Origin of the sequence: Alteromonas sp. B31-7, from assembly GCF_015767655.1 — a bacterium.
Taxonomy (GTDB): domain Bacteria; phylum Pseudomonadota; class Gammaproteobacteria; order Enterobacterales; family Alteromonadaceae; genus Alteromonas; species Alteromonas australica.
Window position 1 is genome coordinate 2,385,120 of the sequence record NZ_CP065233.1, and the last position, 22,613, is coordinate 2,407,732.

Annotated in this window: 20 protein-coding genes and 5 tRNA genes; 5 read left to right on the forward strand and 20 right to left on the reverse strand. The window is 44.2% G+C overall.

Annotated features, from left to right (window positions below):
* Positions 1 to 186: 186 nt before the first annotated feature.
* The 18 genes from IUA53_RS10125 to IUA53_RS10210 all read right to left on the reverse strand — a co-directional run bounded on the left by IUA53_RS10125 (position 187) and on the right by IUA53_RS10210 (position 17,678).
* Complete coding sequence (locus IUA53_RS10125; RefSeq protein ID WP_196897031.1) at positions 187 to 3,120, reverse strand: DUF927 domain-containing protein; 2,934 nt, start codon at positions 3,118 to 3,120, stop codon at positions 187 to 189.
* A gap of 358 nt (positions 3,121 to 3,478) precedes the next feature.
* The gene (locus IUA53_RS10130) at positions 3,479 to 3,769 is read right to left on the reverse strand and encodes a hypothetical protein (protein WP_196897032.1); all 291 of its coding nucleotides are present in this window, start codon (positions 3,767 to 3,769) and stop codon (positions 3,479 to 3,481) included.
* Complete coding sequence (locus IUA53_RS10135; protein WP_052235447.1) at positions 3,769 to 3,993, reverse strand: helix-turn-helix transcriptional regulator; 225 nt, start codon at positions 3,991 to 3,993, stop codon at positions 3,769 to 3,771. Before IUA53_RS10135 ends, IUA53_RS10130 begins: the two co-directional genes overlap by 1 nt.
* A 144-nt stretch (positions 3,994 to 4,137) precedes the next feature.
* A complete protein-coding gene (locus tag IUA53_RS10140; protein ID WP_196897033.1) occupies positions 4,138 to 5,007 on the reverse strand; it encodes a hypothetical protein in 870 nt (289 codons plus the stop codon).
* 93 nt (positions 5,008 to 5,100) lie between these two features.
* Positions 5,101 to 5,550: a hypothetical protein gene (locus IUA53_RS10145; RefSeq protein WP_196897034.1), complete on the reverse strand. Its 450-nt coding sequence runs from the start codon at positions 5,548 to 5,550 to the stop codon at positions 5,101 to 5,103.
* A gap of 38 nt (positions 5,551 to 5,588) precedes the next feature.
* Positions 5,589 to 6,827, reverse strand: coding sequence for a tyrosine-type recombinase/integrase (locus IUA53_RS10150; protein ID WP_196897035.1), 1,239 nt, complete (start codon positions 6,825 to 6,827; stop codon positions 5,589 to 5,591).
* A 217-nt stretch (positions 6,828 to 7,044) separates the two neighbouring features.
* Positions 7,045 to 7,131, reverse strand: a tRNA-Leu gene (locus tag IUA53_RS10155).
* A 59-nt stretch (positions 7,132 to 7,190) separates the two neighbouring features.
* Positions 7,191 to 7,264 (reverse strand) — tRNA-Cys (locus IUA53_RS10160).
* A 25-nt stretch (positions 7,265 to 7,289) separates the two neighbouring features.
* A tRNA-Gly gene (locus IUA53_RS10165) sits at positions 7,290 to 7,365 on the reverse strand.
* A 163-nt stretch (positions 7,366 to 7,528) separates the two neighbouring features.
* On the reverse strand, positions 7,529 to 8,107 hold the full coding sequence (pgsA, locus tag IUA53_RS10170) for a CDP-diacylglycerol--glycerol-3-phosphate 3-phosphatidyltransferase (RefSeq protein ID WP_044057188.1): 579 nt from the start codon (positions 8,105 to 8,107) through the stop codon (positions 7,529 to 7,531).
* A gap of 108 nt (positions 8,108 to 8,215) precedes the next feature.
* Positions 8,216 to 10,033, reverse strand: a complete 1,818-nt coding sequence (gene uvrC / locus IUA53_RS10175; RefSeq protein ID WP_196897036.1) for an excinuclease ABC subunit UvrC — start codon at positions 10,031 to 10,033, stop codon at positions 8,216 to 8,218.
* Positions 10,034 to 10,036: 3 nt separating this feature from the next.
* Positions 10,037 to 10,681, reverse strand: a complete 645-nt coding sequence (gene uvrY, locus IUA53_RS10180; RefSeq protein ID WP_044057190.1) for a UvrY/SirA/GacA family response regulator transcription factor — start codon at positions 10,679 to 10,681, stop codon at positions 10,037 to 10,039.
* Between the two features lie 244 nt (positions 10,682 to 10,925).
* The gene (locus IUA53_RS10185) at positions 10,926 to 11,744 is read right to left on the reverse strand and encodes a pirin family protein (protein ID WP_196897037.1); all 819 of its coding nucleotides are present in this window, start codon (positions 11,742 to 11,744) and stop codon (positions 10,926 to 10,928) included.
* 179 nt (positions 11,745 to 11,923) lie between these two features.
* A complete protein-coding gene (locus IUA53_RS10190; protein WP_196897038.1) occupies positions 11,924 to 13,315 on the reverse strand; it encodes an aminotransferase class I/II-fold pyridoxal phosphate-dependent enzyme in 1,392 nt (463 codons plus the stop codon).
* 53 nt (positions 13,316 to 13,368) lie between these two features.
* Complete coding sequence (gene ovoA / locus IUA53_RS10195) at positions 13,369 to 15,477, reverse strand: 5-histidylcysteine sulfoxide synthase (protein ID WP_196897039.1); 2,109 nt, start codon at positions 15,475 to 15,477, stop codon at positions 13,369 to 13,371.
* A 590-nt stretch (positions 15,478 to 16,067) separates the two neighbouring features.
* Positions 16,068 to 16,159, reverse strand: a tRNA-Ser gene (locus tag IUA53_RS10200).
* Between the two features lie 144 nt (positions 16,160 to 16,303).
* Positions 16,304 to 17,182, reverse strand: a complete 879-nt coding sequence (locus IUA53_RS10205; RefSeq protein WP_231401123.1) for a DODA-type extradiol aromatic ring-opening family dioxygenase — start codon at positions 17,180 to 17,182, stop codon at positions 16,304 to 16,306.
* 49 nt (positions 17,183 to 17,231) lie between these two features.
* Positions 17,232 to 17,678 (reverse strand): DoxX family protein, encoded by a 447-nt coding sequence (locus IUA53_RS10210; RefSeq protein ID WP_196897040.1) that lies wholly within the window; start codon positions 17,676 to 17,678, stop codon positions 17,232 to 17,234.
* A gap of 194 nt (positions 17,679 to 17,872) precedes the next feature.
* Between IUA53_RS10210 and IUA53_RS10215 the strand changes: the two genes are divergently transcribed.
* Complete coding sequence (locus IUA53_RS10215; protein WP_044447601.1) at positions 17,873 to 18,793, forward strand: LysR family transcriptional regulator; 921 nt, start codon at positions 17,873 to 17,875, stop codon at positions 18,791 to 18,793.
* Positions 18,794 to 18,853: 60 nt separating this feature from the next.
* On the opposite strand, the gene IUA53_RS10220 is transcribed toward IUA53_RS10215, so the two are convergent.
* Both IUA53_RS10220 and IUA53_RS10225 read right to left on the reverse strand, forming a co-directional pair.
* Positions 18,854 to 20,320, reverse strand: coding sequence for a DUF3360 family protein (locus IUA53_RS10220; RefSeq protein ID WP_044447603.1), 1,467 nt, complete (start codon positions 20,318 to 20,320; stop codon positions 18,854 to 18,856).
* Positions 20,321 to 20,499: 179 nt separating this feature from the next.
* A tRNA-Ser gene (locus IUA53_RS10225) sits at positions 20,500 to 20,591 on the reverse strand.
* A 238-nt stretch (positions 20,592 to 20,829) separates the two neighbouring features.
* Between IUA53_RS10225 and IUA53_RS10230 the strand changes: the two genes are divergently transcribed.
* The 4 genes from IUA53_RS10230 to IUA53_RS10245 are packed head-to-tail and all read left to right on the forward strand — an operon-like array spanning position 20,830 to position 22,612.
* Positions 20,830 to 21,495 carry a Bax inhibitor-1/YccA family protein gene (locus IUA53_RS10230; protein WP_044057195.1) on the forward strand — a complete coding sequence of 222 codons (666 nt, stop codon included), beginning with the start codon at positions 20,830 to 20,832 and terminating at the stop codon, positions 21,493 to 21,495.
* Positions 21,496 to 21,549: 54 nt separating this feature from the next.
* Positions 21,550 to 21,939 (forward strand): sulfurtransferase complex subunit TusD, encoded by a 390-nt coding sequence (gene tusD / locus IUA53_RS10235; RefSeq protein ID WP_044447604.1) that lies wholly within the window; start codon positions 21,550 to 21,552, stop codon positions 21,937 to 21,939.
* On the forward strand, positions 21,939 to 22,307 hold the full coding sequence (locus IUA53_RS10240; protein WP_044447606.1) for a DsrE family protein: 369 nt from the start codon (positions 21,939 to 21,941) through the stop codon (positions 22,305 to 22,307). Before tusD ends, IUA53_RS10240 begins: the two co-directional genes overlap by 1 nt.
* Entirely contained in the window at positions 22,307 to 22,612 is a 306-nt protein-coding gene (locus IUA53_RS10245; RefSeq protein WP_044447608.1) for a DsrH/TusB family sulfur metabolism protein, read from the forward strand. The genes IUA53_RS10240 and IUA53_RS10245 overlap by 1 nt, the downstream gene beginning before the upstream one ends.
* The last annotated feature ends 1 nt before the right edge of the window (position 22,613 follow it).

The window sequence follows — 22,613 nt, forward strand, 5'->3', positions numbered from 1 at the left end:
AAGTGCAAATAGGTACTGCATAGTGCAAATTTAATAAGATAAATGGCGTGTTATAGGTGCTTACAGAGAAAGAAATGAGAAGTTGAGGCGATAGGTTTAGGTGGTTAACCATATGCAATAATACTAAACCTGTATGTTTAAACAGGCTTAGTATATTACGTGTTATTTCTTGGCATACACACACGCTCAGGCCGACTTAGTTTGTTCAGCATCTTGTTGATCACTATCGCTTAAAGTCATTCTGTCTACAGCGTCAAAGAGTGACGATGCCTTGAACTTAATCACCTGTTGAGACTTACCACCGGCATTGGGTAGAGCTTCAGAGGTGTTAAGCTTCTTACGTTCTAGCTCTGACGGTCTGAGTATAGAAACACTTAAATCTCTAAGCAGTCGAGCGGCCCTCTTCCCGTCAAAGCCTTTACACATAACATCCATAAATATGTCTTTGTACACGTAATACATATGGTCTGTAGTAGCGTCTTTATCAGGGTGCCTAGTGGTAATTTGCTCTCTATAGCCCCATGTTTCCAATTTGGCTGGTACATGCTCATCAATAATCATAGGGTCTTTGGCCCCGCTTCTATCCCACCGTTTAAAGTGCTTTTCACCATAAAGCTTTATTTGCTTCGCCAGGTGATTAAGAAGCTGTATTTCTTCCACGTTCCCAGTACCACCTCGAATATCTACCCACATTCTGAACAACGATATAGCCGATTGAATAGAATGGCCCTCGCTCCATCCAGTAATGCCAAAAGTTGAAGCAAGCTCACCAGCTAAGCCCACCAGCGCAAATTTCTGAAAGGCCCTTACCGCTTGTCCACCAGCATCATTACCAAGCACCCTTTCTCTGTACGTTGCAATCTCTGCATGATGCACTTTGATTAGTTCGCTTAAGTCGGTACTGGTTAATTGCTTGATAAACTCTAAGAACGGTTCACCGTGATACTTTTCACACGCCTTGTTCAAGTGATCAGACAATGCAGCACCGTTAATAAAATTATGTGTGTTCGTGTATATGCCATTACGCTTTTTAAGTGCTTCGTCTTCGTGCTGTGAAGCTGGCAGAGAAAGAAACCGCATATGAACACCACCATTAACCGATTTGCCAATGCTGCCTAAGTAGTCATCAATAGTCTTTTCACCGTTTGACAAAAACGCCAGGTTCCAACGCTGTGTTTTCTTCTTGGCATAGTCAGGGCCAGAGCGGTTTTTACCTTTACCGTTACCAACCATGTATATGATCCCCTCAATGGTAAGGGGATTAGCTTCGTTTAGCTCATCGAGCGCCAATAGCATGTCTGAATGTAAGGCTGCGGTATCTTCCAAAGCGTTATCAGTGGTACGCCATGAGCCTTTAAATTCGCTAGGCTTACCATACACAGAACAAGCAACATTCATTAACGTGGACTTACCTAACGAACTATCACCGTAGAAGTGAAACCCAACGTTTTCAGAAAGCCCCATTAAGCTGACTAGGGGGCCAGTAAAGGCAAGAGACACAGCAAGAGTAAGCAAAGGGTTTCCTTCGCAATATGACGCTATTTCACGTTGCCAATCTGATATAGCGCCATTGGCCTTTAATTTACAATCACGGGCGTTTTCATTGTCGTAAAGAAGCGGTGACACTGTTTCACCTATTGTTTGGTCGGGCAAAATGAAAGCGTTTTTATGCCAACCTAACTTTTTAACTAACCCTACTCTATTGGTTATGTCAGGGCAGTTAAGGTAATCAATGAGTTTTCCTTTCTCTTGTGAGCGTGGCTCTATATGAAGCCCCTCTGAAAGTAATTGTTTTCTAATGTCTGAACCACCGTCAGTAGCAAACAGGCGCTTAGGGATATTTAAGCGCTTCTCTTGACCGTCATAGTCTTTAAAGCGCACAAGTACCCCCCAATCTTGACCAGAGCCACCAGCATCACGGGTTAAGGCTAGCAGTTCTAAAGGGGCGCATATTCGCTTGTATATTTCATTCCCTTTATCGTCAGACTTGTAAAACGCTTCTACACCGTTATCGGTTAATTTAAAGCCTTGAGGTATATTGGGCTTAATATCGCTAGGGGCGTGTGTAACCGCCTCTTTTATGAATAGTTCACCACTTTTCTTTAACGCTTCTAAGTGTGTAGCGCCCCAGCCTAGCTCAATAGCGTCTGCGGCATCCGCTTTATCGGGCCACGTGCAATCTTCACCAAATAAAGAGCCACCTTCGCTTTCAGAAAGAGGGGTTTTAGCTAAGCTGTCTAAATTAATAATTCGAATGCTTGCTGCATCTAGTGAAGTGAGTAAGTTCTTAAGCTCTTTGGCGCACTTAATACCGGCATTATCATTATCGGGCCATATGATTACATTGCGCCTAGCCAACGGTGTAAAATCGGCCTTACTGATAGACTTAGAGCCATTAGGCCACGTCATACAAACACAGCTAGGGAACAATACTTTTGCCGCGTCTGCGGCCTTCTCACCCTCTGTAAGAACTACTGTGGCTTTAGGGCGCTTTGCAAGTTCATCTAATCCGTACAATGGGCGGTTTATTTTTGGCATAGACCATCGCCACTTAATTTCACTAGTGTCACGGTTTCTATATAGGGCTAACGGATAAAATGCTTTTTCTCTTTTGCCGTCTATTTGTTTATCAAAGCGCAGTACTTTAAGAATAAGCTGATTGTTAGCGTCCCTGTATTCCCATGTAAAAGTAGGTAAGCCATGTTTGTAGTGTTTTTTATGGCAACGTCTAACAAATTCGTGCGGCACAGGCGTTACGTGTAACCACTCTTCACTATTTCTACGGGTATTTGAGGTGCTTTTGTTTGTTTTTGTTTCAACTCTATTACCATAGTTGAGTAAGTCGCTAAGCTCTTTGTAGGCTTCGCCTTGAGGCTTGTTTGTAACATATGCCACCAGAGATATAACGTCTTGACCTTTCGCCTCGCTATCTGCAAAGTCAGCCCAAACACCTGTATTGGTATTAATACTGAATGAACCAGATTTTTTGTCTGCTCTTCTTGGGTTTAATGGCTTGTACTCATGGCCCTCATGCTTTCCGTTAGGTAAGTAATGGTGTAATACGCTATCAATATTACTCAACGCATACTCATTTAGGCCTTTAAAATCTAACTTACCCATTAATACCTCTTCTTTCTGCAAGACTTAGCTTTGTTTATTCTGCTCATTGATTGCGATTTCACATGAGCTGAGAAAAGGACTACAGGCTTTTTGGGGTTTCGTTTTTTTGTTTTAAAGGTTAGCCAATGCACCACACACGTAGCACCACAAGGTAAGTTGATAACCTCCCTAGGCAACTGTTTAATTTCGGTTGCTGGTGGATAGCAAAGGTATATTAAGTTGTTAACAGTGAATTGCTCTAAAGGCTGATTAGCCACACGCAATACTTCAAGAAAACCAAGTACTTTTTGCTCACTATCCCCAATGATATACACGTGATCAGGTTCAAGGTGCTCTTTACTTGTTAGCTCTCGTATTTTCATAGGTCTAACCCCATTTGCTTGGCTTTATTGCTTACAAAAGGGCGGTTGAAAGTTTCGGGGATTTCGTACACCAGGCATTTACCGCCATTAGCCAATGGATGGTGTTTAAACTTAAACTGAAACTCTAGGTTACTAGAGGGGACATATTCCAAATAGTAGCCCTCGTTCTCTGTTTCCATCACTTCGCATGGACCAGTACCGCGAGCAGCTCGAAAACCTATAACTTGATTTACAGTAGAACCGATAAAATAGAAGTGATCAGGCTTATACGGGATTGTCTTTTGCATTACTGCCCCCGTGATATTGCTATACGTTCAGCTTTCCATTGATTGATTTCAGAAAGAAGCCAGCCGCTTGCTCTACCGCCTAGGCTTATAGGAGAAGGGAACTGTGATTGCTTTATCAGTAGGTATATTGTGCTTTTCTTTAAGCCAGTGGTCCTCTCAACCTCCGGCATTCTTAGAATTGGGTCATCTGTTATCGGGGTATATGCCGATGCGCTGTTATTCATTCCAATTATCTCCACTTAAGACCAAAATTGTTTAGGGTGGAAATATTAAATAAAACCGAAACGCCTAATAAGTGGGGATAAAACAGCAAATAAGGAATAAACCCCCTAGGGGGATTTTGAGTAAATAAGAATAAAAACCCCCTATTACAAAGATGCCTGTCGTTTGTGTGCTGCGGTTAAATCATCTGTAAGGCCCCGTATTGACTTGTTATCGACCTCACTATAGAAAGTGTCAGAAAGTCGCTTTACGCGGGCTCTATAGGGCTTGTTTGTTAGGCTAAGCAAGCAGTAAGTGACATACCGGATAAAGTAAGCCCGTGGTGCATTGGTGTCATTGGGTTTCTTTAGGGTGATTTCAGGCCAGAACGGCTCATAGGTATATTGTAAATCTTCCCATGACTTTATAGGTTCAAACTCTACATCTACTTGCGTAAGCCTGTCTAAATCCCACATAAAGCCACTTGTAGAATAAAATATTCTTTCGTGCATCTCGCTTTTTAAACGGCTTGCCTCTTGTTTATCCGATATATGGGTATCGACCAGCCATGCTAGGTCTTGGTATAAGTTAAATACCCTTTCGTCAGATACTGATTGTAAGTCGCTTCCAGATAAAAGGGCTGCGAGTCTCTGTGACGTTTGAGCCACATCAGCTTTCCATTTTTGTCTGCCCTTTGCTGTTAGCTTGCCTTGGGGGTTATTGGGGCCTAAATACCCCATTACAATTACAGCAAGTAAGTTTGGAGCTGTGTAGTCGCTACAGGATATAGCATCTTTCCAGATATAAGCATTATCAGGGTTGTTATAAAAGAGTCTAGGAATGTCACTGATAGCTTGTGAAGCGCGCTTAGCCCTATCAATAAGTAAACTTAGATATTCACGGCTACCTTCGCTTTGTGTCGTGGCTAATTCATTATTAAGGCTTTGTATGCTTCTGGCCTTGTGTTGTAAATCGGGAAGAATTTCATTTTCCCACGATGATAATGCTTCATCTAATGAACCGAGCATTTTTGTCATACCGTACCCCTACGGAATCCCATAAAGAGGAACTGGCACAGGTGATTGGGGTCACTTTTCGGGAGCTACCCTAGCGCCAGTCAAAACCTATTTTTAAATACTGATCACATTACCGCGAGGTTGGTTTTGTTCAGGTGCAATTGCTTCTTCCACTTCCTTAACCAATTGACCCAGCGAAGTACTCAACGTCCATATAGCACTTCTAAAAAGCCTAACCTCCTTTGAGTTCGACTCTCCAAAGCGAAAAAAGCAGCTATTCAATTTTTCTTCTAATTCACGATCTAAAGACTTTAAGGAAAACGCCAAATTAACTATTTGTAAAAACGCTGCGTTTTTATCGGGATTACCTTTCGCATTTTCAAAATCATTCGCCAAATGTATTCGTTGCTCCAATGAACTATTTATACTTTCAGCAAGTTGAACCATGGCTTTAATGCTACTTTGCCGTCCTTGATTACAGATAATAGTCAGAGCAGCATGGATACCTTCGTAACAGATTTCAAAGCTTTCTATATCTAATGTTATTGCGTTTTCGTATTGCATCTTTATTTCCCTTACAGTGTTGCGCTGCACTACTCATATCAGGCTTGTTTTTTAAAAATGGGCGTAACGTTACCGTTATTCTTAAGACTATCTAAGTAATCACTCCACCATTGCATCATTTCTTTACGTTCTTCTAAGTAACGAGCATGGTGTGTGTAAGCAGCTCTAACCCCATTCCTTTCCATATGTGAAAGCTGACGTTCTATTGCGTCAGGGTTAAAGCCTGTTTCATTCAGAATTGAGGACGCCGTAGCACGGAAGCCATGAGGGTTTGCTTTACTTTTGCCTTTGGTTTCACCATCGTACCCCATGCGAAAAATAGCCATACGCATAGTATTGTCAGACATTTGTTTAAACCTATCTCTTTCAGAAGGAAAAACGAACTCGAAACGAGCGCTGAACGGCTTGGTATTTTCCAATACTGCAAGTGCTTGCCTAGAAAGTGGCACAATGTGATCAGACTTCATTTTCATTCTATGCGCAGGTATGCGCCATAACTTTTCTTCTAAGTCGAATTCATCCCAACGAGCACCGGCTAATTCACCAGGTCTAACAAAGGTGTGTACTAATAGTTCTATTGCTAGCTTGGTAAGCAAGCGGCCTTGCTGGTGGTACGCATCTAGATCACGTAGGAACTGAGGTAATTCTTCCCTTGGTAGAGAGGCCCTGTGCGAGGTTTTACGCTTTTCCAGTATTCCGGATAGCTCAGAAGCAGGGTTATGGAGTAAAACGCCAGTCTGTACAGCGAAACGACAAACGCGCCTTATGTCTTGAAGTACTCTTTGTGCTACATCGAGCGCACCACGCGCTTCTATTTTCTGAACAGTTCTGATTATGTCTTGAGGTGTGATTTCACCAATGGGGCGCTTACCTAGTGTCTTTAACGCATTATCATTTAAACGAGTCCAAATACGGGCGGCATGGCCCTCGCTCCACTGACCCTTTTGCTTATTCCACCAAAGCCGTGCTTGTGTGTTAAACAGCTCTATCTCGCTTACAGAAGAAAGGTGCTTCTTTTCCTGCTTTATAGCGCTAGGGTCAATATCATCCCTTAATAGCCTTCTAGCTTCTGATACTGCTTCTCGTGCATCCTTCAAAGACACTTCTGGATAGACGCCAATTGCCAGTGTCTTTTGTTTACCCTGAAAACGATACTTAAGACGCCAGTACTTAGAGCCATTCTTTTTCACGAGCAAGCGCAAGCCCTTCTCATCGGTGAGCCAAATATCCTTTGTACTTGCTTGAGCCTGTTTTATTTGAATGTCTGTTAACGGCATGTGGTGCTACCTATCGTCTGATTAATCGACTGGTGCTACCAACATGCTTACTTGCTGGTGCTATTTAGTCGTAATTGAATCTGTGTAGCACCGAATGTAGCACCATGTGCTTAGGGATGACAATAGACCGCATTGGACGTAGTAAGACACAAAAGCCTGATAAACAGTAGGAATAAAGCTGAAAATTGACTGGTATGGAGTGTGTTAAAACATGAAATGGTGCCCGGGGCCGGACTTGAACCGGCACGCTGTTACCAGCGAGGGATTTTAAATCCCTTGTGTCTACCAATTTCACCACCCGGGCATCGGGTTGCTTTTCAGCAAAGGTGTCAGGCGTAGAACCTGATGCTGCAAGGCAGCTTATGGAGGCGGAACCCGGAGTCGAACCGAGATCCACGGATTTGCAATCCGCTGCATAGCCATTCTGCCATTCCGCCCTACTAGCTATTGCATTTTAGATTTTGGAGCGGGAAACGAGATTCGAACTCGCGACCCCGACCTTGGCAAGGTCGTGCTCTACCAACTGAGCTATTCCCGCACTCTTAAATCTTACATTTCGTTTCGGTGATGTCCTCTCGAAATGTGGGGTGCATTCTACCTGTACCCGCCAAACTGTCAATACGAAAAACAGTGAAAATTAAGGAAAATTTGCATTTTTTTGTTCGTTTGCCTTATTTTTATTCATTTTGATTATAACGCGATCAATTTGGTTTAATTGCGTTGCCACCTAAATGTGGCCATGCTGCTTTTGTGTACACCAACATTGACCATAAAGACAACAGTGCAGCAATATAAAGAAGAATATAACCAAGTGTGACCCAGTAAATGGTAAAGCCCATGAAGGTTTCTAGTCCTGACAACAGGCCGATTAAGGCTAACATTTGAGCAGTTGTTTTCGCTTTTCCTATGAACGACACCTTTACCGCTTCGCGCACACCGTTTTGCCCCATCCATTCCCGTAACGCAGAAACATAAATTTCTCTTACGAGTAATGCAATTGAGGGTAAGGTAATCCACAAATTTGCGTAGCTGTGGGTAATCATTAATAACGCAGCGCCTACAATTAGCTTATCGGCAACGGGGTCGAGGAATGCACCGAAGGGGGTGCTCTGTTGTAATTTTCTTGCGAGGTAGCCATCAAACCAGTCGGTAATAGCCGCTAACCAAAATATAAATGCGCCGGCTTCATGCGCCCAACGCCAATCTAAAAAATACACAGTTACGAATACGGGTATCAGAATTACTCTAAATAAAGTAATGATATTTGGAACAGTCCACATAAAAAAATCTCAATGTTTGCCAATGACTGGCGATTTAGCGCAGCGTTATCGCTTTAGTTTTCACACACATTACCCCATGTCACAAAAAAATGCGCGGAAGCTTGTGTGTTATTGATGTAAATGGTCGTAAATAGTCTCTGCCAAGTCTTGGCTGATACCGGGTACACCCGCAATTTCTTGTTTACTGGCTTTTTTAAGGCCTTGTAACCCCCCCATATATTTCAACAAGGTCTGTCTACGTTTTGCTCCAATACCAGGAATGCTCTCAAGGCTAGACGTGGTTTTAACCTTCTGTCGTCTATTTCTATGCCCTGTAATTGCAAAACGGTGTGACTCATCACGTATATGTTGAACTAAATGAAGGCCGGGCGCATGCGGGTCCATGGGTACCACATCGTGATTACCCGCCAAGATCAAGGTTTCTAATCCAGGTTTTCGTGTGGTGCCTTTCGCCACACCTAATAACATCGGTTTCTTATCATGAGGCCAATCTTCGAAAAAGGCTTCTGCTTGCGCTAGCTGCCCTTTTCCTCCATCAATGAGTAGCAAATCCGGTATTTTTTGTACTTCTTTAACCGATTTGTATCGTCGCTTCAGCGCCTGCGCCATAGCTGCGTAATCATCGCCAGGCGTAATACCTTCAATATTATACCGGCGATAATCACTTTTTAACGGCCCTTCTCTATTAAACACCACACAGGACGCCACGGTTTGTTGCCCTGATGTATGGCTAATGTCAAAACACTCCATGCGCTGTATGGGGTTTTCGAGTTCTAGCGCCGTTTCTAAGTCGATATAGCGAGCAAAAACCGATTTTTGCGCGCTGTACTGACTTTCTAGCGCCGTTTCAGCATTGGCTTGCGCCAACTGAAGATAACGTCGCTTTTCTTCCCTGGCCCCTTTAAAAAAGGTCACTCGGTACTTTGCTTCTTCACTGAGCAAGGTGGCTATGGCTGAATCATCGGTTAATTCTCGGGGAAGGACTATTTGCTTTGGAATAACCTTATTGCCAGCCAGATAAAACTGTAAGAAGAATGATTCAAAAATTTCTTGTTCGTCGGCGGTAGAGGGCACTTTAGGAAAAAACGCTTTACTTCCCAGCAATTGGCTATCTCGAATAAACATCACTTGAATACACGCCATATTGCCTTTAACCGCAAACCCAAATACATCCATTTCGTCTTGGGTTCCCGCTACCCATTGGCGTTCCTGCACTTTTCTCAATGCATTAATTTGGTCTCTATATCTGGCTGCCGCTTCAAAATTAAGCTGCTCACTGGCAGATTCCATTTTCTCAACCAAGGTACCTATCACCTGCTGGTTCTTTCCTTTGAGGAATAACTTGGCCAGTGCCACCTGGTCAGCATATTCTTCGTTAGATACATTGCCTTCCACACAGGGGGCGCTGCACCGCTGCATTTGATACTGCAAACATGGGCGGCTTCTGCTTCTGTAGTAACTATCTTCGCATTGACGAACGGGGAAAATTTTCTGCATTGAGCGCAGGCTTTCTCTTACCCCCCAAGCGCTTGGATAGGGGCCAAAATACTCCCCCTTTTTCTTTTGCGGCCCTCGGTGGAATGAAAGCCGAGGGTGTTCGTGATCAGATAAAAAAATGAAAGGGTATGACTTATCATCTCGCATCACTACGTTATAGCGAGGCTTGTACTTTTTAATGAAGTTATTTTCTAGCAAGAAGGCTTCGGTTTCGCTGTTAACCACCGTGACGTCCATTTTCGCAATTTGGCTAACCAATGAACGTGTTTTGGCGTTATCCACGTTTATCCTGAAGTAACTGGATACCCGTTTTTTTAAGTTTTTGGCCTTACCGACATAAATAACTTCATCCTGGGCGTTGTACATTCGGTACACGCCAGGCTGAGACGTTAAATTTTTTAAGAATGCTGCTGAATCAAACGTAGACATCTATTAAAGTAAATTAGAATCAATGAGTTTGTGGCGCAGCGCTAGGTGAGTAAGTTCAACATCTGTGGTTACGCCTAACTTATCGAACATGCGATAACGATAGGTGTTCACTGTTTTTGCGTTAATACTAAGTTCGTTTGCAATATCTGGCACCCGCTGCCCTTTAGTGAGTCTTAATGCAATACTGAGTTCACGTGAAGAAAGTTCATTAAACGGGTTTTCTGAACTTGGAGATAATTTGTCAATCGCAATGCTATGAGCAATTTCGTTATCGAGATACTTTTGACCTGCGGCCACTTTATATATCGCTCGAATGACTTCTTCAGGCTCGGCATCTTTAGTTAAAAAGCCAAACGCCCCTGCGTTCATTACCTGCATGGGTATGGGGCTTTCTTTCACCATAGACACACAAACCACCCGCGTGTTTTCAGACATACGGACAATACGTTTGGTTGCTTCTAACCCGCCAATGCCGGGCATATTTACATCCATGAGTACCACATCTGGTGCGTTTTTACGGCACAACTGTACCGCCTCTTCACCGTTTTTAGCTTCGGCTATTACGGAGAATTCACTTTCGTCTTCCAAAATCCGGCGGATCCCTGTTCTGACCAAATCATGGTCATCTGCTAGGATAATTTTAATCACACTAGTATCTCACTGACTTCTGTTCTTATTACACGTGTACTTAATGCTGGCTTTAACGTCGCAGTATATTGCATAAACTTTGCAATAAACGTTCCAGCAAAATAGCCGCAGGCGATTGCTGTTAAAAGAAAAACGTTCAACAATTAAGTCCAAGTTGCCTTCATCATACCACGAGATACGTTAAGGTGAAGCGTTTACCGGAGATTTGCCCTCAACGAAATTGTACTAACTTATTTACTTAGGTTTAGATATTGGGCAAATCGAACCACAAGGCCAAAGCTTCACCCTGACTGTCCAGTTGTAAACGGTCGTTCATATATATGCCCAAGCCATCACCCTGACGCAATGAAATGCCCTGTAATTCGCTTTTTATATTGGCCTTTAGCGTACCGCGAACAATATGCAAATAGCCCTTTCTGGCCCCGGTATGCAAGGTAAATTGTTCGCCGTCAGAAAGGTGAATGCTGCTAATACTGGCGTCTTGCTTTATGGGTAACGAGCCCTGACGGCCATCTGCAGACACTAGCAGCTGACGTTGGCGTGCAGCAACGTTAGCATTCGCACCATGTTCATCTTGATGCGCTTCTGTTGTGCGGGGTAGTGACATGTCAGGCGTTAGCGTCCTAGACGATAATGGATTTGTTTCCCCCCTTGGCGCCAGCGCCCTTTGTCCGTAGGTAGGTGCGCCCCCTTTTTGATTCGGTAGAATCCAAATCTGCAAAAAATTGACTTCCTCTGTGTCAGAAGCATTGTATTCTGAGTGCATAATTCCCCTGCCCGCACTCATCACTTGAATGTCTCCCGCTGGCACTTGGTATTCATTGCCAGCACTATCTTTGTGCTTCAATGCACCTTTCACAACATAAGACACAATTTCCATGTCTTTGTGGCCGTGGGTGTCAAAGCCTCTACCGGGCTGAACCACATCGTCGTTAATCACCCTAAGCACGGAAAAGCCCATGTGGTTAACATCGTAATAATGCCCAAAGGAAAAGCTATGGTTGCTATTCAACCAACCTAAATTAACCTTGCCCCTTTCTTCTGCCTTTCTCATGTAAACCATGTAAGTTGCTCCACTCTGCGTGCGCGTTTTTCAAACGGTGAATCGCACTAAATCTATTCGCCAATATGCGCATTATAGTTTCGCAATAACTTGGATTAAATTTCATAAAAGCTTGATTACTGTTCTATTAAATAGAATGGCGCCGATCGCAGGTAAGCGAGGTATAAAACACACGCAAGCTAAAAGCGGTTAAAGAAGATGCGATCTAACGCTTGCTCAATAACACGAGGATGGCAGGCTAAATTAAGTCGAATAAATCCCGGGGCACCGAAAGATTGACCGTCAGTGCCCATTACTCCACGGTCTAAACAGGCTTGAAAACTGCGCGCGGCAAAGGTGCAAGTGTAGCGGGATTCGTCCTTCGACTCTAAATTTAACCATAAAAAATACCCAGCTTGGCCTAGGGTATAATCAGGGTGTAAACCATGATAATTAAAATAAAAATCAACAAACTGGCGATTGTAATCAATACTGTGACGCAGAGCGTTTAACCACGCCCCCCCCTCTTTATAGGCCGCAATAAGTGCAAGCTGAGATAAAAAACTCGCCTCAAGATGACGGGCTTTAATAGCCTGGGCAAACTGCTGTTTACTATCTGGGTTGGGCACGATGGCATATGAAGCCCCTGGTACGGCGGCCAAGTTAAATGCTTTTGAAACACTGTTAATATGAATAATGTTACAGCGGTCTCGCAGGCGACTTTTACTGCCAAATAGTGGCACTGAAGCAGGCCGATACGGGCTCGAAAACCCAAATTCACTATGCACTTCGTCTGTCACCAACAAAATATTATGTTGATGACAAAACGTCACAATTTCCTCTTGGCATTGCTCAGATAATACCGTCCCCGTTGGGTTGTTAGGGTGGCATAGCACCATGGCCGATGCGTTTTCACACAATGCATTCAGATTGATGGAATGCGCTGCCTTACTGCTTGTTGATATCGCAATGTCGTGGGCTTGCATTCCATTTAAGGCAATACAGGCTTTTAACGGCCCATAGGTGGGAGTCAGGATCATGATACTGTCGCCAGGCTGACAGAATGTTTTTAACGCCACATCCACCGCACTCACCACACTGGCAACACCCACCACAGAATGTGGGCTTACCGGAGAATTGGTCTCTCTATGCTGTGTACCTTGAGGCTTAAACCAGTGAGATACCGCATTCGCCGTGGCGTGATGAATGTCGTGATAGCCGTAATGTGATGAAAGTGCAGCTGCCAAGCGCTTGCCAATAACCCCAGGTGGCGGACAGTCCATATCGGCGATCCCCATGCCTAAGGGATCCACCGGCGTTGTCGACTCACCCGTTTGCTGAGAAAGAAACTTCGTTCGCGTATGCGCAAGGTTATCTTTAGCCATGGGCGTATTGCAAGTATGATCACCCCCTTCATGTAATGAAGGCGCCGTCCACTGGGCGTGCCAACATGCTTGGCCCGCCTGTCCGTTTGATACATTGGCCATAGGGGAGTTTTTACCCGATGCGGCGTGATACGAAGCATCCATTTTACTTAGCAGCGAACGTGGCTGCTTGGCTTCAGTCAGGCCCATTTTTGAATGTCGTCCCATGGTTTTCCCAATGCTTTTTTACCCTAATGGGTTCAACTTATCACGCTACACCGTTACTTCTTTTCGAATACATTAAATTCAGACAGCGTATGCTGAAATTTACGCTTAGTTTCGCGGATAACAAACGGAATCTCCTGTGCAGCTTTAACCCGCACAAAATCTTTCGCCAGTGCATCTTCTAATGCTTGGGTTGAATTCAAGGTTTCACCATTTTCGTCTTTATACCCCCCTAGCCATTCAGAACGCTCTGTGTATTCTTCTAACCAAGTAAACGGGCTAGCAATAATTAATAAGCCGCCTCTGTTAAGCCTATGGCTCATGTCTTCTAATACTTTACGAGGGCTATAGACTCGGTCGATAAGGTTACCCATAAAAATTAAGTCGTAACCTTTGTACTGGGGTTTCAAATTACACGCATCACCTTGGGCAAACGCCACCTTGTTTGCCGTATTGTCTAAGCCCAACGCCGACAGTTTTCTGGCTTTAAATGCAGTGAGTTCACCTTCTTCTATGAGGTGATAACGAATTTCACCTTGCTCTTGCATGGTAAACGCCGTTTTAATAAAACGGGCTGAAAAATCGATACCATCAACATGAGCAAAATGTTTCGCTAACTCAAAACTAGAGCGCCCTACCGCACAGCCTAAGTCTAATGCTTTTTGTGCGGGACGTTGTGCCATAGCGTCGATGCAAAATTCGGCGCTCGCCTTTGCAAAGTTTTGCACACCATAGTATTCATCACCATAGTGAAATTCACTGTATTGAGACACTTGAGTGTCGCTTTCATAGTCTAAATCATTAACTTGAATGAGGCTTTCAGCTTGTACGTAGCGAAAGCCTGCATGTTGAAAAAAGTGCCGTCTGAATGCATAACGGCTATGCTTCATAGCTTCATTCCCTGTTGAGATCCAACTGCCACCTTTAATTAAATTATGTTTATTGTCGAAGGTTGGCGTTGTGAAGTCGTCATATAGCGGATGCACCTTAAATCCATCAAAGGGATAAATGGGCGTTTCCGTCCACTGCCAAACGTTACCCACAACATCATAAAATTCACCGGATTTATGTTTCGTGACAGGCTCGCTAGACGCATACTGACTCAATGCAATATTAAACTCACTGGAATATACCGGTTGGTTTACACCGCTAAAGTCACGTAAGCGAAACCATTCGTTTTCGGTAGGTAAACGAATCAATTGGCCTGTTTTTTCACTTTTGTAATTACAAAATGCTTTTGCTTCGTGATAATTCACATCAACAGGCCAATCTAACGGTAGAGGCATTTCAGAAAGCATGCTTCTGTAAACATAACCCTCGTCGGCTTTACGCCAAAACACAGGATGGCTCGCCTTGGTATACTCGCGCCATCGATTGCCTTCCTCTTCCCAGTAGTCAGGGTTTTGGTAGCCCCCCTCTTCAACAAAGTCAAGAAACTCCCCGTTCGACACCAGAAACTTGGCGGCTTTGAATTCATTAACCTGGGCTTGGTGTTCACCATATTCATTGTCCCAACCATAATAGGCCGAGTCCCACGATTTAGTCGCATCCACATGCCCTGCTTTCACTGGAACTAAGCTATTTTGCGGCAGTTCACTCTCGGCAAATGTACAGTTTGGGCACACAGGCCAGGCGCTAGATGCACTTACCATAGAAAGCGGTAATTGGCGAATTAACACCGACGATGTTTCTAAATGAATGCGCTCATGTTCAATGCCCATGACAATAGGCCACATGGGGCTTTCCCAATCTATGGGCATCGTAAATTCTAGTTTGTCTATTAAGTCGCATACCAACGCGCGCACTTTATTTCGGTATTCAGCAACGTCGCTTACAGCAGGCCAATGATAGTTTTCATCGTGTAAGTCATCCCAACTCATTTCGTCAACGCCAATGGCAAATAACGACTCAAACTTAGGGTTAATCCGCTGGCTAATGGCTTTTGCTAAAACCAGTTTATTGATAAAAAACGTAGCGGTGTGACCAAAATAAAAAATCAGTGGGTGGCGAAGCTTTTCAGGGCGCGCATAAAAGGCGTCGTCACCATTAAGACAGGAAAATAAAGCCTCGTAGGTATTAAAAGAATCAAGAAAATAAGCTTTAACCTCTTCCCGCTTTTGCTCAACAGAACCATCCCTCAAGTTGAGCGTAGACATTGCCTGCATATTATCCCCATTTATTTTTATTAAGACGTGCAAATACCACAAACGACCAAGGCGATCGCGAATTAACACATAGTTATACAGTTAAATTAGTAGATGAACGATTGGTAACGTTTAACTGACATACTCTGAAGTTTAGCAAACGATGCCATTTATCGAGCCTCCCGCCGGTATATTTACATTCGCTTTTTCACCAGCTTAAACATGCTGCAACGTTTTTATCAGTTTTATATGAACAAGGCACGACAGCGCAATCATTCTTTTCAATAGAAATCTACTTACAATAACGAGACAGGATGAGATCACAAATGCTTTCAGTCAGATAAAAGAAAAAAGCCTTGCTTTGCAGCGAGGCCTTTTTTGGTGGATATATTTTATCCATAAAAAAACCCGCAACAATGTGCGGGTTTCTCTAATATGGCGGAGAGTGAGGGATGTGCTCGGGTACGTCCTGTACCCGACCCTTCGGGCGCCTGCGGCGGCACCAATCGTTCCCGACGATTGGTCGAACAACGGGGGCTCTCACCCTCACTCTACAAAGGGGTTATTCTGCCCATAAAAAAACCCGCAACAATGTGCGGGTTTCTCTAATATGGCGGAGAGTGAGGGATTCGAACCCCCGGTGGGTTTGACCCCACGTCTGATTTCAAGTCAGGTGCATTAAACCGGGCTCTGCCAACTCTCCTGAAGTGCTGCGTATCTTAATGATTTCGCTGAAAGTGTAAAGCACTAATTTAAACATTATTGTTCAACCGATTAATTGATAAACAAAGTGTTTAAATTTTGGTTAATTTACCTAGACGAAACGCCCGTCAGTGGTTGTCACGCCTCAGTTTTGCCATAAAAACATACTTGCTGGCTTGGTCAATAAGGTCAACGATATTGCTTTATCAGCCTTTCTTTCATTAACACCGTAACAAACATGAAGCGGCAGCAAATGTTCTTCTCTTGGGTGTGCAAATATTCCATGGGGCGCGTTTTTCCAGGCGCTCAATGTTTGACCGCGCTCTATTTCGCTTATGACACTAGACTGCATGGTATCTTGTAGCCATTGATTAAAGTCCCCCGCTTTTTTATTTGCCGACGCTGAACTATCAAAAAAGCCACGCATATTATGAAAAGACGACCCCGAGCCCAACACTAAAACATGCTTATCGTTATAATTAGCGTCTAAAATGTGTCTTAGTGCCCTTCCTAACGCAATGTGCTTTGCCGCATTTAAGTCTGCCGTTAAGGATACTTGAATACAGGGAATGTCCGCTTCTGGATACATGATAGTGAGAGGAACAAACATACCGTGATCAAACCCGCGACTTGGATTAGCCGTTGCCTCAATACCCTGTGCTTGCAAACCCGCCACAATAGATGCAGATAAATCGGGGATACCAAGGGCTGGATACTGCAATGTATACGCGCTTTCAGGAAAGCCGTAGTAATCGTAAATCAAGCTGGGTTTGTTACCGGCAGTCACTTGGGTGTCATTTTCCTCCCAGTGTGCACTGATCACAACAATGGCGTCTGGCCTTTGTATGTCAAGCGTTATGGATTTAAGTACCTCAATCATTTCTTGATGATTCGCATCCCCCACACCGCCTGTACCAATGCTGTTTTCAAGAAGTGGCAGCGGACCGCCGCCGTGTGAAATATAAGCCGTTGTAATACTCATCCGTGTTTTCCCAATATCGCCATTAAAGATGGTTAACCCCATAGAGAAAAAGGCACCCTTCCGGTATGCCTTTCCTCAATAAGACACTGTGTTAATCGTGTAATTTCTTACTAACAACAGCATCAAGTGAAAACGAACCGGCGCCTTGAATGGCCAGTGCAATAGTGGCAGCCAATAGCGCTAAAGCAAATTCGTAACCGTTGTTGCTCATAAATAATCCGTTACTCCCATGAACACTAAAAATAGCGACTACCATGGTGAACGCACTGAGTGCAGCAGCGGGACGTGTGAGTAGCCCAAGTATTAGCGCAATCCCACCAAAGAACTCTGCACTACCGGCGAGTAATGCCATGACAAACCCAGGAGCAAGGCCAATACTTTCCATCCATTGCCCAGTGCCCTCAAGGCCATAACCGCCAAACCATGCAAAGAGCTTTTGCCCGCCATGGGCCGCTAAAATAATTCCTACGGGTACGCGTAGCACCACATTCGCTACGCTGTTGCTAGAAAATACGGTTTTTAAAAAATGCTTATTCATAGTTTCACCTTAATCATTGAGTCACAGCAACCACGTTGCCGTGCCGAAAAGTTTGTAGAAAGTGGTTAGCCCTTTGTTCACAACGAAGCGCTCACTCCATGGATGTAGCATAGTTGCCAACATAATTTGAATAAAGCGATGCTTTGTTGAATAATTAACAACAAATTGTTGTTAATAGGGCGAGTAAGAGGAAAGTGGATAAAATAGCACTGCTAAAAACCTTTGTGGTGGTGGCCAATGAAGGCAGCTTTACACGCGCTGCGGATAGACTTAACACGTCGAACCAGCTTATAAGTAAATATGTGGCCCAGCTAGAAAAACACTTAGACGTACGTTTATTCAACCGCACGACCCGCAAAATTCATCTCACTGAAGCCGGTCAACAGTGTTTACTGCACGCCAATCATATTTTAGAAAGTGTTAACGATATGGAAGGGCAACTTGGCCTACTCAACACACACGCTAAAGGCGTGTTGCATGTCAGTGCCCCAGTATCCTTTTCTACCTTACACCTTTCTTCTGCACTCGCAGCGTTCCAACAGGCTCACCCCAGCGTTTCTGTAAACTTACAATTGAATGATCGCAAAGTAGACGTGGTAGAGGAAGGGCTTGATGTTGCTATTCGAGCCGGTCATTTGTCTAACTCGGCGCTGGTCGCAAAAAAGATCACCACCATTCATTTAGCTTTGTGCGCATCGCCGGCCTATTTAGAAAAATATGGTACTCCCTCACATCCATCAGAGTTAAAGCCAGAGCATTACCTAGAATATGCCTATGTTAATTACGATAGTGACACATCGGAATTGATGAAGGCTCTGAAAACGAATGCGCAAAAAGTTACCCCAAAATTGGTTGCAAATAATGGTGAAGTGCTGACTAACGTGGCAAAACAAGGCGATGGCTACGTTTTACAACCTACCTTTATCGCCGCTGACGCGCTCACACGTGGAGAATTGATTTCTATTTTAGATGAATTCGTCCCACGCCCTATCTCACTTTATGCGGTATACCCACACCGTAAGCTGGTTTCAAATAAGCTGCGCGTGTTTATCGACTTTTTATGTGCGTATTTTGAAGATACCCCTTATTGGGATAAGCGCCTACCACGAGGTTAATATTAAAACAGGGGGCGAATATGCCGCCCCCTGTTTTTTCTTCAGTGACTTAATTGGTATTTAAACCCTGAAGGTTTCCATGATGGCCGGCACCCCAGGGAACATGCCAATCAGCGCCATAACGGTACACAACACCAAAAAAGTAATGCCAGGAATAAGCCAGCGGCCGGCTTTACCGAGCTCCCCAGCTCGCTCTTTGCAACCCACTAAACCCAAGTTATCAAGCAACATAGTAAACGACCAACCGAATACGGGGTTAACAAGCACCGAGGAAATCACCACAAGAGCGGCTGACTGCGTGGTTTTGCCTTCTCGGGTCATTTGCATTCCTGCTTCCATCAATGGCAAGAATACACCCACAATAAGGGCGACACATAACACGGGCGGCCAAATGGCCAAATCCATTGGGTACCCCCAAAGGGCGGCAACCACACATAGAACCCCGGTTACAATCGCGCCGCCGGGAATGGGCCTGCGAGCAATTGAAGCTGGAATAATATACGTCCCCCAAGAAGAAGAAAGGTTACCACCACCTAATAAACTCCCCACCGCCTGACGACTTGATGCAGCAATCATAGTGTCGTCAATGTTCATGTGCGCTTTTTCACTGTTTTTAGGGTAGCTTAGTTTTTGAAAGACTTGGTGACCTAAAAAGTCTGGAGACCACATTGCCACAGCCAACACAGCGAAAGGTAATACAGCGACAAAGTGCGACCAATCAGGTAACCCGAGTTGCCACCCCGTATCTTCTCCCCACCAGTACGCAGGGTTAAGGTTCGGCATACCTGGCGACGTATTAAATTCAAAAGGCGCCCCCATAGCCAAAGCAATAACCGCGGCCATTAAGGCACCAAGAGGAATAGCCAACCAGCGCTTTTTAATATGCTCTAACCAGGCGTACATTAAAATGGTGGCAATAATCACCACAAAGGCTAAATACGCCATATCGAAACTTTCCGCCCAGGCAAACAGTTTTTTAACTTGGCCTGTAATACCAATAAACCCTAAGTAAAGTAACAGCCCGCCGCAAACCCCATTACTGGTTAGCCTTGCGAGAATACTTCCTCCCTTCGTAATACCCAGTAAGAAACCAAAAAGCCCGATCAGTAACCCCAATGCCATTGGATGGCCGCCGGTAGCCACCATTAAAGGGACTAAGGGCAACAGAGGGCCGTGGGTACCTGCTAAGTTAGCAGATGGGTTTAAAAAACCAGAAATAAGCACAACAAATAGTACGGCAGCAATCATCAGCTCAAAACGTACGTTTTCAATCACAAATTCTGGTGATAAGCCAAGTGGCGCTGCAAACGCCCCTACCACAGCAGCCACCATAACGATTTTCCCAATGGTAGCGGCCATACCTGGCACGAAGTCTTCCCATTCAATACGATAATCTCTGCCCGGCAAATTTAGCCGCCAGCGCTTTGGCGAAATTATTTGAAGTTCATGGTTGAGATACGCTTCTCGAGACGGAAATTCACTGCTTGATTTGTGACGTTGTTGGTAAGAAGAACTTTCTTGAGACACATAACACCTTTAGATTGCGCGAAGAAAACGCAAGACTAAACATGTGAAAAGATTGTAACAATGCGACTCTGGTCTTATACGAAGGTTTAACGCTCAATGTGAATGGAAAACCGCCTCTTTTATTTTCAATTTTATTGGGGCATAAAAAAACCCGCAACAATGTGCGGGTTTCTCTAATATGGCGGAGAGTGAGGGATTCGAACCCCCGGTGGGTTTGACCCCACGTCTGATTTCAAGTCAGGTGCATTAAACCGGGCTCTGCCAACTCTCCTGAAGTGCTGCGTATCTTAATGATATTTTTATGACTGTAAAGCGAAAATTGAAAAAAATTGTTTAACTGCCGAGAAATCATCCAATTAGATTGTTTATCAAGGCAATAAGGCGTTTTTATCTTCAGTTAATCGAATTTTCATCTGAAACTACTTGAAAATGGGAACTAAAAGCCATACAACATACACTAAATAACTGTGTACCATTTTGGTCATATCATAGTCCTATTGGAGGAAACAATGGATCAACGTTCGATGTATTCAAGTGCATCTCAACCATCGGTATTGCAAACGAACAAGGTTCTACGCAACACCTACATGCTGCTTGCGATGACACTAGCGTTTAGTGCGGTTTGTGCTGGTATAGCTATGGCAGTAGGCATTTCTCCTATGATGTCTCTGGTAATGACTATCGGTGCGTTTATTACACTGTTTGTTGTACAAAAGAAAGCTGACTCGGCGTCTGGTATATACTGGGTGTTCGCGTTTACCGGCCTGATGGGCGCATCGTTAGGTTACACACTTAACTTTTATTTAGGTGTTGCCGGTCCAGGGTTAATTATGGAAGCGCTAGGTGCAACAGCATTAGTGTTTTTTGCGCTGTCTGCCTATGCCCTTACTACAAAGAAAGACTTCTCATTCATGGGCGGGTTCTTAGTGGTAGGTCTTGTGGTTGTACTAGTGGCGGCAATTGCGAATATCTTCTTCGCCGTGCCGGCGGTTAGTCTAGCAATTAGTGCAGCTATCGTATTTATTATGTCTGGTTTCATTCTATTTGATACCAGCCGTATTATTCATGGTGGTGAAACAAACTACATTCGTGCGACAGTTTCGCTATACTTGAACATATACAACTTGTTCACCTCTATTCTTCACCTACTCGGTGCGTTTGGCGGCGACGACTAAGCGAATATATAAAGGTTAAAGTAAACACCCCTTAACCGGGGTGTTTTTGTTTGTATGAAAGCATATTCAATACTTATCACGTCCTCCCCCTACCATGGTGATTGTGCCCAACGCGCCCTCGCCTTTATCGATGGCTTATTGGCCAATGGCGATACCTTAAAGCATGTCTTTTTTTATGGCGATGGCGTATATCATTGTAATAATATGATGCTTCAAAGTGGCAATGACTTTTATGTTTACGGCGCATGGGAGTCGCTTGCAAGCACACACAACACTCAGCTTTTGGTCTGTATTACCGCGGCGGTTAAAAGGGGAATAGTGAGCCAGCAAGAAGCGGCTGAAAATGGCATAATCGCTGTAAACTTAACGGCCCCCTTTGTGCAAGCCGGCCTTGGCGAATTTTTTAGTGAGCTTCATCAATGTGAACGGTTGGTGCAATTCTAATGGCCACACTTTTAATCAGATTTACCCAAGCGCCCTACACCAGTGGCAAAAGCCAAGAGGGTTTAGATTTTGCGCTGGCGGCGACAAATTACGGCCATATTGTTCATGTGCTTTTTGAAGGTGAAGGGGTTTTACAGTTAGTAAAAACTGATGCCGTAAATACGCTGAAGAATCACAGTAAACGATTAGCCTCCATGCCATTTTTTGACATAGAAGCGTGTTTTATATGTCAAGACAGTGCGCGCCAATGGGATATAAGTACGCTTTTAGCCAATACTGATGTCGCCGCTGAACTAGACGCGCACTATGTAGACGCCCCTGCACGTATTTCATTAATTAATGGTGCCGACCATGTGGTAACGTTTTAATGCTGATCAACATAACTCAAGCCAAATTGGATACTCGCCAAAAAACACTGATTACGGCTGCGCTTTCACACAATGCAACAACCAGCATTGTCTTTTCTGGCGATGGCGCTTACGCCCATGTTGTGGAACAAGCCTTTCTCGCTGAGTGCGTCAGCAAATCTAACGCCGAGTCCGTATTGCACGTTCACGTGATAAAAGAGGATGCTACTGCTCGTGGCGTCACGCTTTCACAAACAGTCAACCCGTTGGATTATCAAGGTTTTGCCGCCCTCACAAGCACATTTAATCAAATGGTAACGTTTTAAT